Source organism: Bacillus sp. FSL R5-0447 (genome assembly GCF_038606125.1).
GTDB classification, from domain to species: Bacteria; Bacillota; Bacilli; order Bacillales; family Bacillaceae; genus Bacillus; species Bacillus velezensis.
Genome location: NZ_CP152012.1, coordinates 3,588,393 through 3,602,229, shown reverse-complemented (window position 1 = coordinate 3,602,229; position 13,837 = coordinate 3,588,393). Strand labels below are relative to the sequence as shown.

Genomic DNA, 13,837 nt, shown 5'->3' with positions numbered 1-13,837 from the left:
CGCTCCGGCGGGCTTTTGTCTGTCACCTTCATTCCGTTTCTGTATATAATGACTGTATCAAGGAGATACTGGAAAATCCTGCGAAGAATGTCGAGGAATTGACCTTTAACAGTTGAATTAACAAAGTCATCCTGTTAAAATAATTAAAGAAAGCAGACATAATTTTTTTTGGCTATGATGGGACGTTTTTTGTCATAGCGGGACATTTTCTGTCCAGTATGAATAGGAAGGAACGTTTGAGTCATGAACCAGTTAATACAAGCTCAAAAAAAATTATTGCCTGATCTTTTGCTTGTGATGCAGAAAAGATTTGAAATCTTGCAGTATATCAGGCTTACCGAACCGATCGGCCGCAGAAGTCTTGCAGCCAGCCTCGGATTGACCGAGCGCGTTCTCAGAAGCGAGGTTCAGTTTTTGAAAGAACAGAATCTCATCGATATTAAAACAAACGGCATGACAATGACGGAAGAGGGCTATTCACTGCTTTCGATTCTGGAAGATACGATGAAGGATGTTTTAGGGTTGACGCTTTTGGAAAAGACATTAAAAGAGCGGCTTAATCTGAAAGACGCCATTATCGTTTCCGGAGACAGCGACCAATCTCCTTGGGTCAAAAAAGAATTAGGGAGAGCGGCCGTTGCATGTATGAAAAAGAGATTTTCAGGCAAAAATATCGTCGCTGTAACCGGCGGTACGACAATTGAAGCCGTCGCCGATATGATGACGCCGGATTCAAAAAACCGCGAGCTCCTGTTTGTGCCCGCAAGAGGCGGTTTAGGCGAAGATGTGAAAAACCAGGCGAACACCATATGCGCGCATATGGCGGAAAAGGCTTCAGGCACTTACCGGCTTTTGTTCGTTCCCGGGCAGCTGTCACAAGGCGCCTACTCATCTATTATTGAAGAGCCTTCCGTAAAAGAGGTGCTTCACACGATTAAATCAGCGAGTATGCTCGTTCACGGAATCGGCGAAGCTAGAACAATGGCGGAGCGAAGAAACACGCCTTTGGAAGATTTGAAGAAAATAGATGACAATCATGCGGTGACAGAGGCATTCGGCTACTACTTTAATGCGGACGGAGAAGTCGTTCACAAGGTGCATTCAGTCGGAATGCAGCTCGATGACCTCGATGCCATTCCCGACATTATCGCGGTAGCGGGCGGATCATCAAAAGCAGAAGCAATCGAAGCTTATTTTAAAAAGCAGCGAAACACGGTTCTCGTCACGGACGAAGGAGCCGCAAAGAAGTTATTAAGGGATAACAGTCCCTCAATATAAATATCTCTCACTTATTTAAAGGAGGAAATAATCATGGCAGTAAAAGTCGGTATTAACGGTTTTGGTCGTATTGGACGTAACGTATTCCGCGCAGCATTAAACAATCCTGAAGTTGAGGTAGTAGCGGTTAACGATTTAACAGACGCTAACATGCTTGCTCATCTTTTACAATATGATTCCGTACACGGAAAATTAGATGCAGAAGTTAAAGTTGACGGCAGCAACCTTGTTGTTAACGGCAAAACAATCGAAGTTTCTGCTGAGCGCGATCCTGCGAAACTCAGCTGGGGCAAACAAGGCGTTGAAATCGTAGTTGAATCTACTGGTTTCTTCACAAAACGCGCAGACGCTGCGAAACACTTAGAAGCAGGCGCGAAAAAAGTTATCATCTCTGCTCCTGCTAACGAAGAAGATATCACAATCGTTATGGGTGTTAACGAAGACAAATACGATGCGGCTAACCACGATGTTATCTCTAACGCATCTTGCACAACAAACTGCCTTGCGCCGTTTGCAAAAGTACTTAACGACAAATTCGGCATCAAACGCGGTATGATGACAACTGTTCACTCTTACACAAACGATCAGCAAATTCTTGATCTTCCGCACAAAGACTACCGTCGTGCGCGTGCAGCAGCTGAAAACATCATTCCTACATCAACTGGTGCTGCTAAAGCAGTTTCCCTTGTTCTTCCTGAACTGAAAGGCAAACTGAACGGCGGAGCTATGCGTGTGCCGACTCCAAACGTTTCTCTTGTTGACCTAGTTGCTGAACTTAACAAAGACGTAACGGCTGAAGACGTAAACGCAGCTCTTAAAGAAGCGGCTGAAGGCGATCTTAAAGGAATCCTTGGCTACAGCGAAGAGCCATTAGTATCCGGAGACTACAACGGCAATGCTAACTCTTCTACAATCGATGCTCTTTCTACAATGGTTATGGAAGGCAGCATGGTAAAAGTAATCTCTTGGTACGATAACGAAAGCGGCTACTCTAACCGCGTTGTTGACCTTGCAGCTTACATCGCAAAACAAGGTCTTTAATTCATAGCTCCCGGAAAGGGCCGGACTTGGTTCTTTCGGACAGAAACGCTATAATGAAAGCGGACAAGGGAAGGGGACGGACTCCCTTTCCCTTTTTCCATGAGAACCGGCTTTCAGAAAGCGCCGGATTGCTGCAGAACGTCCGCGTTTTGAAGTTTCCGCGGCACTTTCGTTTTCTGAGCCGCCTGCCCTGGCTCAGAAAACGATCTGCCCCGTGTCCGGAAGCTGCAATCTGCCCCGCGGCGGAAGCATCATGAGGCGGTTTCACGTTTCACGTTTTTCGTGCTATGCAAACCATTTTGAAGGAGGATCTCCTAAGGCATGAATAAAAAAACAGTAAAAGACATCGACGTAAAAGGCAAAGTCGTATTCTGCCGCGTTGACTTTAACGTTCCAATGAAAGACGGGGAAGTAACAGACGATACTCGTATCCGCGCTGCGCTTCCAACAATCAAACACCTTGCAGACCAAGGCGCGAAAGTCCTTCTTGCGAGCCACTTAGGCCGCCCGAAAGGCGAAGTGGTTGAGGAGCTTCGTTTAACTCCTGTCGCTGCACGCTTAGGCGAACTGCTCGGCAAAGAAGTGAAAAAAGCGGATGAAGCTTACGGCGATGCTGTAAAAGCACAAATTTCTGATATGAAGGACGGAGACGTTCTTGTATTGGAAAACGTACGTTTCTACCCTGGTGAAGAGAAAAACGATCCTGAGCTTGCTAAAGCATTTGCTGAGCTAGCGGATGTATATGTCAATGACGCATTCGGTGCTGCCCACCGTGCTCACGCATCTACAGCCGGAATTGCCGAGCATCTGCCGGCGGTTGCAGGATTCCTGATGGAAAAAGAGCTTGACGTTCTCGGCAAAGCCGTGACAAATCCTGAGCGCCCGTTTACGGCAATCATCGGCGGCGCGAAAGTAAAAGACAAAATCGGCGTAATCGAAAGTCTGCTTGATAAAGTGGACAACTTGATCATCGGCGGAGGTCTTGCTTACACATTCGTAAAAGCGCTTGGTTATGAAGTCGGTAAATCTCTTCTTGAAGAAGATAAAATCGAACTTGCAAAATCATTCATGGACCGCGCGAAAGAAAAAGGCGTTAAATTCTATATGCCGGAAGACGTTCTCGTTGCTGATGATTTCTCTAACGATGCAAACGTCCAAATCGTGCCGATCTCTGAGATCCCAAGTGATTTAGAAGCGATCGACATCGGAACGAAAACCCGCGAAACGTACGCTGAAGTTATCAAAAACAGCAAACTTGTCGTATGGAACGGACCGATGGGCGTATTCGAAATCGACTTGTTCGCTCAAGGCACAAAAGCAGTGGCTGAAGCATTGGCAGAGGCAAACGATACATACTCTGTCATCGGCGGAGGAGACTCTGCGGCAGCCGTTGAAAAATTCGGCCTTGCTGACAAAATGAGCCATATCTCAACAGGCGGCGGCGCATCCCTTGAATTCATGGAAGGCAAAGAGCTTCCAGGTGTAGCTGCGCTGAACGATAAATAAAAACTGCTATAAGGAAGTGGAACAGATGAGAAAACCAATTATAGCCGGTAACTGGAAAATGAACAAAACACTCGGCGAGGCTGTCAGCTTCGTTGAAGAAGTGAAATCTTCCATTCCAGCAGCAGACAAAGCGGAAGCCGTTGTTTGCGCACCAGCTCTTTTCTTAGAAAAGCTGACTTCTGCTGTTAAAGGAACTGACCTGAAAGTCGGCGCCCAAAACATGCATTTTGAAGAAAACGGTGCGTTCACAGGTGAAATAAGCCCGGTCGCTCTGAAAGACCTTGGCGTGGATTACTGCGTCATCGGCCACTCTGAGCGCCGTGAAATGTTCGCTGAAACTGATGAAACAGTTAACAAAAAAGCGCATGCCGCTTTCAAACACGGCATTGTGCCGATCATTTGCGTAGGTGAAACGCTTGAAGAGCGCGAAGCCGGAAAAACAAATGATCTTGTTGCCGATCAAGTGAAAAAAGGTCTTGCGGGTCTTTCTGAAGAGCAAGTTGCCGCTTCCGTTATTGCGTACGAGCCAATCTGGGCAATCGGAACAGGCAAATCTTCTACAGCGAAAGATGCTAACGACGTCTGCGCGCATATCCGTAAAGTCGTTGCTGAAAGCTTCAGCCAGGAAACTGCTGACAAGCTCCGCATTCAATACGGCGGCAGCGTAAAACCTGCAAATATTAAAGAATATATGGCAGAGTCCGATATTGACGGTGCTTTGGTCGGCGGCGCAAGCCTTGAACCGCAGTCATTCGTTCAATTATTGGAGGAAGGTCAATATGAGTAAAAAACCAGCTGCACTCATCATTCTTGATGGGTTCGGATTACGCAATGAAACAGTCGGAAACGCAGTCGCACAAGCGAAAAAACCGAATTTCGACCGTTATTGGAACCAATACCCTCATCAGACGCTGACGGCATCAGGCGAAGCAGTCGGACTGCCTGAAGGACAGATGGGGAACTCTGAAGTCGGTCATTTGAATATCGGCGCAGGACGTATTGTGTACCAAAGCTTAACACGCGTGAACGTTGCCATCCGCGAAGGCGAATTCGAACGCAATCAAACGTTCCTTGACGCCATCAAAAACGCGAAAGACAACGACAAAGCGCTTCACCTGTTCGGCCTTCTTTCTGACGGAGGCGTACACAGTCATATCAATCATTTATTCGCGCTGCTGAAGCTTGCGAAAAGTGAAGGACTGACGAAGGTGTATATTCACGGTTTCCTCGACGGCCGCGATGTAGGTCCGCAAACAGCGAAAACTTACATTCAGCAGCTGAATGAGCAGATCGAAGAAATCGGTGTCGGCGAAATCGCCAGCATTTCCGGACGCTACTACTCCATGGACCGCGACAAACGCTGGGACCGTGTGGAAAAAGCGTACCGCGCAATGGCTTACGGCGAAGGCCCGTCTTACCGCAGCGCGATGGATGTAGTCGACGATTCATATGCGAACGGCATTCATGATGAATTCGTCATTCCGTCCGTCATCACAAAAGAAAACGGTGAACCCGTTGCGAAAATTCATGACGGCGATTCTGTGATTTTCTATAATTTCAGACCAGACCGCGCCATCCAGATTTCAAACACGTTTACCAACAAAGATTTCCGCGATTTCGACCGCGGTGAAAATCATCCGAAAAACCTGTATTTCGTCTGCCTGACTCACTTCAGTGAATCTGTTGACGGATATGTGGCTTTTAAACCGGTAAACCTTGACAATACGGTCGGTGAAGTATTGGCACAGCACGGGTTAAAACAGCTTCGCATTGCAGAAACTGAAAAGTATCCGCACGTTACGTTCTTTATGAGCGGCGGCCGCGAAGAAGAATTCCCGGGCGAAGAGCGCATCCTCATTAACTCGCCGAAGGTCGCGACATATGACCTGAAGCCTGAAATGAGCGCGTATGAAGTGAAGGATGCTCTTGTAAAAGAAATCGCGGCTGACAAGCACGACGCGATCATCCTGAACTTTGCAAACCCTGACATGGTCGGCCACTCCGGAATGGTCGAACCGACGATTAAAGCAATTGAAGCAGTGGACGAATGCTTAGGCGAAGTGGTTGACGCCATCATCGCTAAAGGCGGACATGCCATCATTACCGCTGATCACGGTAATGCGGACATTCTGATTACAGAAACAGGCGAACCGCACACTGCCCATACGACAAACCCAGTCCCTGTCATTGTGACGAAAGAAGGCGTGACGCTGCGCGAAGGCGGAATCCTAGGCGACCTCGCACCAACGTTATTAGACCTTCTCGGTGTTGAAAAACCGAAAGAAATGACCGGAACATCTTTAATTCAAAAATAAGCGTAAATCAAAAGGAGAGACAAACTCATGCCATACATTGTTGATGTTTATGCACGCGAAGTCCTTGACTCCCGCGGCAACCCAACAGTTGAAGTTGAAGTATATACAGAAACAGGAGCTTTCGGCCGCGCATTAGTGCCAAGCGGAGCTTCTACAGGTGAATACGAAGCGGTTGAGCTTCGTGACGGCGACAAAGACCGTTACCTTGGAAAAGGCGTGTTAACTGCTGTTAACAACGTAAACGAAATCATTTCTCCAGAGCTTCTCGGCTTTGACGTAACTGAACAAAACGCAATCGATCAGCTTTTAATCGAGCTTGACGGAACTGAAAACAAAGGCAAACTCGGTGCGAACGCAATCCTTGGCGTATCTATGGCTTGTGCGCGCGCAGCTGCTGATTTCTTACAGATTCCTCTTTACCAATACCTTGGAGGATTCAACTCAAAAACGCTTCCTGTACCGATGATGAACATCGTAAATGGCGGAGAGCATGCTGACAACAACGTAGACATTCAAGAATTCATGATCATGCCTGTAGGCGCGCCTAACTTCCGTGAAGCGCTTCGCATGGGCGCTCAAATCTTCCACAGCCTGAAATCAGTTCTTTCTGCTAAAGGAATGAACACAGCTGTAGGTGACGAAGGCGGATTCGCTCCGAACCTTGGTTCTAACGAAGAAGCGCTTCAAACAATCGTTGAAGCGATCGAAAAAGCCGGCTTCAAACCTGGCGAAGAAGTGAAACTTGCGATGGATGCTGCATCTTCTGAGTTCTACAACAAAGAAGACGGCAAATACCATCTGTCTGGCGAAGGTGTTGTGAAAACATCTGCTGAAATGGTTGACTGGTACGAAGAAATGGTTTCTAAATACCCAATCATCTCTATCGAAGACGGACTTGACGAGAACGACTGGGAAGGCCACAAACTTCTTACAGAGCGTCTTGGCAAAAAAGTTCAGCTTGTCGGTGACGACCTTTTCGTTACAAACACGAAAAAGCTTGCTGAAGGTATCAAAAACGGCGTAGGCAACTCTATCCTGATCAAAGTAAACCAAATCGGTACATTGACTGAAACATTCGATGCGATCGAAATGGCGAAACGCGCGGGCTACACTGCCGTTATCTCTCACCGTTCAGGTGAAACTGAAGACAGCACAATCGCTGACATCGCTGTGGCAACTAATGCAGGACAAATCAAAACAGGTGCTCCGTCCCGTACGGACCGTGTTGCGAAATACAACCAGCTTCTTCGCATCGAAGATCAGTTGGCTGAAACTGCTCAATACCACGGTATCAACTCTTTCTATAACTTGAATAAGTAATGGAATGGACGCCGGGAGATATTCTCCCGGCGTTTTTTTATGCTCCCGGGCTTTTGCCTCCTTTTTCATCATCTTCATTTGGTCAATAATATTCATTTTTCCCCTTTTTAAAGGAATCAGTGTTCTTCAATCGAAAGGGAAGAGGTGTTAATAAGAGGAGGGATTATGATGAAATTTTCATTTATGTCAGCCGCGGTGGCAGCAAGCGTCATATGGGGCGCGTCTGCCGGGCCGCTGTCCGAAACTCATGCTTATTCAGCCGTGACCGCGCCGGTTTTTGATGCTGATGAGGCATTGGACACGATGCATGATCTGAGTGAAACCATCGGACCGCGGGAAACCGGAACTGCGAAAGAAAAGGAAGCGGCTGAATACATATCGAATCGCCTGCGGGCTCAGGGCGCCAGTGTCAAAGTACAGTCATTTCCATTGAAAAAGTACTTTTCAGGTTCAGTCACAGCGGGAGATCATGAATTTCCGCTCCGCTCCGCTGATCAATCCGCTGTTGAAAAAGAGCTGAGAATTGAGGGAGGGATTTTTGACGGCGGCTGCGGATCACGCGATGACGTAACAGGAGCCAAAGGAAAGATTGCAGTGATACGCGAAGGAAAGATCCCCGTTTCTCAAAAGATCAAACATGCCGAACAAGCGGGAGCCAAAGCAGTCATTATTTATAATCAGACAACAAAACCGCTCGCCGTCCGTCCGCATACCGATAAAGGAATCACGATACCGGCGGCGGGTATGAAAAAAGAAGACGGTGAAGCATTGCTGAAGGAAAAGCAGGCAGTCATTCAATTTAAAAACTATAAAAACCGCACCTCACAAAATATTATAGGAACGCGCAAAGCGGCACAGGCCAACTCTTCTGATGCTGATATTATTTATGTCACAGCGCATTATGACAGCGTAAAAGGCGCACCCGGAGCGGATGATAACGCCTCAGGCACATCTGCCGTTCTGGAAATCAGCAAGCAACTCAAACACATACCGAAAGACAAAGAGATCCGCTTTATCCTGTTCGGTGCAGAAGAATTATGGTCTGCGGGTTCATCTTATTACGTCAGTACACTCACGAACAATGAAAGAAAGCACAGCCAAGCCAATTTTAATGCCGATATGATTGCGACTGACTGGGAAGAAGCGAGTCAAATGTGTGTCACGACTCCTGACGGCAAGGAAAACCCGAGCGTCCGGTATGCTGAAAAAGCCGCTGAAAAATCCCGGTTGGTCAAGCCAAATCTGATTCAGCTCGGTTACTCAGACCATGTCTCTTTTTATGAAGCGGGGATTCCGTCGGCTAACTGGATTTGGCTCAGCCCCGATACACAGAAGCCGGGGCCCTGGTATCACACCGAAAATGATAATATGAAACACATCAGCAAAGAACGATTAGAGAAAGCGGGATCACTCGTTTCCGCGGCTGTAACTGAGGCAGTGAAAGAATAAAAAAACAGGCTTCGGCCTGTTTTTTTATATTGTTTTCTGTATATTCTCTCAATTAAGGGAGATTTTCTCACTCGTTACCAGATACATACCATTTGACAGGATTTTATTTTACAAATAAAAGAAAAATAAATAGATAATACCTAATTTATAAAAGGATGTAAAACTCATTTATCAAATTTTAACTTTTGTTATAATTGCGATATCGATCGATATTTGTTTTAAATTGTAAAAAACAATACTCTTTTCTATCTATTAGGGGGCGAAAAATGAATACTGTCACAAAAGAAGCCAGCAACCTCGGTCAAAAACGGCTGTTACATCTGATTGAAACGAAGCAGGCGATTGTAGGCGTGTTAGGCATGGGATATGTGGGATTCCCTCTTGCGCTGGAATGCGTCGATAAAGGATACAATGTTATCGGATTCGACAAAAACAGTGAAAAGGTTTCCTTGTTAGCCGCCGGAAGCAGCCATATTCAAGATATAGAGGACGACAGACTGAACTCGGCTTTACAAACAAAACGCTTTCAAATCAGCGCCGACATGTCGCTCATCCAAAAATGCGACATCATTGTGATATGTGTGCCGACACCCCTGAACAAAAAAGACAAGATCCCCGATTTAACCTACATCGACAGTGCAGTTGACAGCATGATTGCTTATGGAAGGCAGCATCAGCTTTTAATTTTAGAAAGCACCACCTATCCCGGAACAACGAAAAAAAAGATTGCCGACAGAATGGCATCAAGCCGCGGCATGAAAATAGGAACAGACTTTTTTACGGCTTATTCTCCGGAAAGAATCGATCCGGGCAACAGGCAATATGAAGTTTCAGATATTCCTAAAGTAGTCGGCGGAACCACACAGACTTGCACAGAACTTGCCTCAGCGTTTTACAGCACCATTGTTACAAGCATTCACCCGGTCACCTCACCCGAAGTAGCTGAAACAGCTAAACTCCTAGAGAATACTTATCGTTATGTCAATATAGCTCTTATCAATGAAATGGCGCTTAATTGCCGTGAACTTGATATTGATATATGGGAAGTCATCTGCGCGGCGGACACGAAGCCGTTCGGCTTTCAAAAATTTATCCCGGGCCCCGGAGTCGGAGGCCATTGTATCCCGATTGATCCTTTTTACTTCAAATGGATCGCGAATGAAAAAGGGCTGCAGACAAAATTAATTGATCTCGCGGACGAAATCAATTCCAACATGCCGATTTCTGTCTCTGACTATGCTTTGAAACTGGCGGGCAAAGACAAATGCAGCATCTTAATAATAGGGGCCGCTTATAAAAAAAATACAAATGACCCGCGTGAATCCTCAGTGTTTACGATAATGGAAGAATTGATGGACAAGGGATGCGCGATTGATTATCATGATCCGTTTATCAGCGAGATCCGCTTGAATGACGGAAGCTGCAAACAATCTGTCCCTTTCACAAAAGAACAAATCAATCAGTACGACGTCATCATCATTCATACAGATCACGATGTCATCGACTACAGTATTTTGAAGGATGCCTCACCGATTATCTTTGACACAAGAAATGTATGCAAGGAAAAATCAGCCGACAATTGCAGAGTTGTCACTTTATAGGAGGGAACCGTCATTAGTAATCGATTTATCTCTTTTCACAGACCTGATATGACAAACGAAGAAATCGCAAGCGTAACCGAAACGATTCAATCGGGCTGGATTTCGAAAGGCCCGAAGGTAATCGATTTTGAAAAAAAGCTGGGAGAATGTATAGGAGCCGAACACGTCATCAGCTGTAATTCAGGCACCGCTGCATTACATATGGCTTTATTGGCGCTCGGTGTGGGAGAAGGCGATGAAGTCATCGTGCCGAGCTTCACGTTCTGTTCCAGTGTCAATGTCATTCTGCACGCCGGAGCCGTTCCGGTGTTTGCGGATATATGCGAGAAAAGTCTATGTGCCGATCCCGAAGATGTCAGGAAGAAAATAACGCCGCGCACAAAAGCGGTAATTGCGGTTCATTTTGCCGGCTATCCGGCTGATCTGGAAAACTTGCAATCCATTTGTAAAGAAAACGGATTGTATCTGATTGAAGACGCCGCTCATGCGCTCGGTACAAAATATAATGGAAGCATGATCGGCACTCACGGCGATGCCGTGTGCTTCAGCTTTTATGCCACCAAAAATATTACAACGGGGGAAGGCGGAGCCCTCGTCATGAAAGACGAACAGGCCGCAGAAAGAGCGAGGCTGTACGGATGGCACGGCATCACAAAAAATGCCTGGAACCGGTACGGTGAAAAAGGCAGCTGGAGATACGACGTTTTACTGCCGGGCTTTAAATATAATATGACGGATATTCAGGCCGCGCTCGGTCTGGTTCAATTGAAGCGCTCAAACGACATTCAAGAAAAACGGGAACAGATCGCTCAATTTTATGTACGTGAACTGTCAGGTCAATCTGACAAAGCGGCGCTTCCGCTTTCTGACATTCCAAGCGGCATAACGCACTCATGGCATTTATTTATTTTGCGCATTCGAGAAAACGGCGGTATGGACAGAGATCTGTTTATTGAGAAAATGAAAGAAAAACAAATCGGGCTGAGCGTGCACTTTATTCCCGTGCATTTGCATCCTTACTATAAAAAACATTTTCCTGCCGAGCTTCCGGTAACTGAACGTGTTTTCCGGGAGATCGTGTCACTGCCTCTTTACAGCCAGTTATCAGATGAGGATTGCAGCTATATTGTCAAGTCTATAAAAGAAGTTTTGACTATCAGCCAGGAGGTAGGATCATGAAACATATTGCGATTATCGGAGGAGCCGGTTTTATCGGAAGCGAACTGGCGGCATTATTACAGGATAAAGGTTATCACACCATCATTGCAGATCAAAAGGAGCCGGCTTTTGACACTGAATACCGCCAAACGGATATTCTTGACCGGTCGTCCCTCCGCGAATCACTGCGGGGAGCGGATGCGGTTGTCCATTTGGCGGCAATGGTCGGAGTAGACAGCTGCCGAAGCAATGAAGAAGACGTCATACGGGTCAATTTTGAAGGAACGAAAAACGTCACCGAGGTATGCGGTGAATTGGGAATCAGCACACTTCTTTTCTCATCGAGTTCAGAAGTGTTCGGAGATTCACCGGATTTTCCTTATACCGAGACAAGCAGAAAGCTTCCGAAATCGGCTTACGGAAAAGCCAAACTGCAATCAGAGGAATATTTGAGAGAACAGGCTTCCGACGAACTTCATATTCGGGTCGTCCGGTATTTTAATGTATACGGGCCGAAACAGCGCGAGGATTTTGTCATCAACAAGTTTTTCAGCCTGGCCGAGAATGGCTCTGAGCTGCCTCTTTACGGGGACGGCGGACAAATACGCTGCTTCAGCTACATCAGTGATATCGTCACCGGAACTTATCTCGCTCTCATTCATGAAGGAGCCGTCTTTGAAGACTTCAATATCGGGAACGACCAGCCGATCACGATAAAAGAACTGGCTGAAAAAGTCAATGTGCTCTCAGGCAGAGAGAAGGATAACTATCTGTTTAAAAAGCTGGGCGAAGACGGCGTGAGGGGAAAAGACATCGAGATTTTTAAACGGGCGCCGTCAATCGAGAAGGCGAAACGTTTGCTCGGTTACGCTCCGAAAGTAAGTCTGAATGAAGGCCTGGAGATCATAAAAGATGAAAGACAAAAGCACAAACTTTCACTTTCCTAAAAACCCGGAAGTGGTCAAATATCCCGTTTATCCCGGACAGTTTTCCGTCAGCGGCCGTCTGCGCGCAGTGAAACACTTGCTTACTGCCGGACAAAGCGGACTGACTGAAAAACTGGAAAAACGTTACGGAAAAGGGGTTGTGCTGACATCCAGCGGCAGTGCGGCACTGGTGCTCGCATTAACTTATTCGGGGGCCGGGCCGGGGAAAGAAGTGATTTTCTCATCCTTCAGCTGCCCGAATGTCATTGATGCCGTACTGCAATCCGGTGCGACGCCTGTGTTTGCGCAGCTGGATGAGCATCTATCCTTATCTTTTGAGGATGTCAAAAAAAAAGTGACAAGGCAGACGTGTGCGGTTATCCTCACGCATGTATACGGCCGGAGAGAAAATACCGCTATCATTGACTGGGCGAAGGAAAACGGAATTGCTGTCATTGATGATGCCGCTCAAGCCATGTTTACAAAACAAGCGGATACATTTGCCGGCGGTTTGGGCGATTTCGGCATTTTAAGCTTCGGCCCCTCAAAGCCGCTTGCGAGTATCGGAGGCGGCGCGTTAATCGCGCCGAAAGAATGGCTTCGGCAAAAAGCAAATCTCCCGATGGAACAGCGCAGCCAAGTGGCAGCTGACTATCGAATCTATATCAGAAATCAAAGAATCCAAGCTGTAATGAAACGGAAACGGCATCATCCTATTTCATATATGTTTAGAAAAGCGGGCGCCATGCCTTCCATGAAAGCCACAAAGCTCGAAACTCTGCCGGATAAACCGGCTGTTGTACCCGTGCTTCGCATGCATCCGGCAAGGGAAGCCATTATTGATGATCAGCTTTCACGTATGGATCAGCTTGTAACAGCTTCGCTCCGAAACTTACAGACGGCGGGAGAAATCTTTGCAAAGGCGGGAGAAACAAACGGCATAAGAATGATCCAGCCCCAAGAAGGAGAACATCTGAATTATTTAACGGTTGTATTTCCCCGGGATGAAGAGCGGTACGGGTGTTCCGTTTATTTAGCCGAAAGAGGCATCCAAACATGCTGGAACTATCTTCCCCTCGGACGTATTCCGATTTATGAAACATACGCGGGGGAAGGCGGGGAAGACCCGCTTTGGAAGAGAGTTCTTTCCCTGCCGTTTAAACCTCCTCTTCAAAAGGAGCAAGTCAGATATATAGCCGAATCCGTTTTATCATATTGTGAGCAACAGAATAAGACTGAATAG

At 46.7% G+C, this 13,837-nt stretch carries 11 protein-coding genes; all 11 read left to right on the top strand.

The window, feature by feature from the left end; translation table 11 throughout:
* Positions 1-243 precede the first annotated feature (243 nt).
* Positions 244-1,278 (top strand): gapA transcriptional regulator CggR, encoded by a 1,035-nt coding sequence (gene cggR / locus NYE68_RS18250; protein ID WP_003151607.1) that lies wholly within the window; start codon positions 244-246, stop codon positions 1,276-1,278.
* Positions 1,279-1,311: 33 nt separating this feature from the next.
* Positions 1,312-2,319, top strand: a complete 1,008-nt coding sequence (gene gap, locus NYE68_RS18245) for a type I glyceraldehyde-3-phosphate dehydrogenase (RefSeq protein ID WP_007409954.1) — start codon at positions 1,312-1,314, stop codon at positions 2,317-2,319.
* Between the two features lie 321 nt (positions 2,320-2,640).
* Complete coding sequence (locus NYE68_RS18240) at positions 2,641-3,825, top strand: phosphoglycerate kinase (protein WP_003151616.1); 1,185 nt, start codon at positions 2,641-2,643, stop codon at positions 3,823-3,825.
* A gap of 25 nt (positions 3,826-3,850) precedes the next feature.
* Positions 3,851-4,612 (top strand): triose-phosphate isomerase, encoded by a 762-nt coding sequence (gene tpiA, locus NYE68_RS18235; protein WP_003151618.1) that lies wholly within the window; start codon positions 3,851-3,853, stop codon positions 4,610-4,612.
* Positions 4,605-6,140, top strand: a complete 1,536-nt coding sequence (gpmI, locus tag NYE68_RS18230) for a 2,3-bisphosphoglycerate-independent phosphoglycerate mutase (protein ID WP_003151620.1) — start codon at positions 4,605-4,607, stop codon at positions 6,138-6,140. Before tpiA ends, gpmI begins: the two co-directional genes overlap by 8 nt.
* 27 nt (positions 6,141-6,167) lie before the next feature.
* A complete protein-coding gene (gene eno / locus NYE68_RS18225) occupies positions 6,168-7,460 on the top strand; it encodes a phosphopyruvate hydratase (RefSeq protein WP_007409956.1) in 1,293 nt (430 codons plus the stop codon).
* A gap of 168 nt (positions 7,461-7,628) precedes the next feature.
* Positions 7,629-8,909 (top strand): M20/M25/M40 family metallo-hydrolase, encoded by a 1,281-nt coding sequence (locus NYE68_RS18220; protein WP_324636375.1) that lies wholly within the window; start codon positions 7,629-7,631, stop codon positions 8,907-8,909.
* A gap of 266 nt (positions 8,910-9,175) precedes the next feature.
* Complete coding sequence (locus NYE68_RS18215) at positions 9,176-10,510, top strand: nucleotide sugar dehydrogenase (RefSeq protein WP_007409958.1); 1,335 nt, start codon at positions 9,176-9,178, stop codon at positions 10,508-10,510.
* A 48-nt stretch (positions 10,511-10,558) separates the two neighbouring features.
* Entirely contained in the window at positions 10,559-11,689 is a 1,131-nt protein-coding gene (locus NYE68_RS18210) for a DegT/DnrJ/EryC1/StrS family aminotransferase (protein WP_053574056.1), read from the top strand.
* Positions 11,686-12,615 carry an NAD(P)-dependent oxidoreductase gene (locus NYE68_RS18205; RefSeq protein WP_053574057.1) on the top strand — a complete coding sequence of 310 codons (930 nt, stop codon included), beginning with the start codon at positions 11,686-11,688 and terminating at the stop codon, positions 12,613-12,615. The genes NYE68_RS18210 and NYE68_RS18205 overlap by 4 nt, the downstream gene beginning before the upstream one ends.
* Entirely contained in the window at positions 12,581-13,837 is a 1,257-nt protein-coding gene (locus tag NYE68_RS18200) for an aminotransferase class V-fold PLP-dependent enzyme (RefSeq protein WP_053574058.1), read from the top strand. Before NYE68_RS18205 ends, NYE68_RS18200 begins: the two co-directional genes overlap by 35 nt.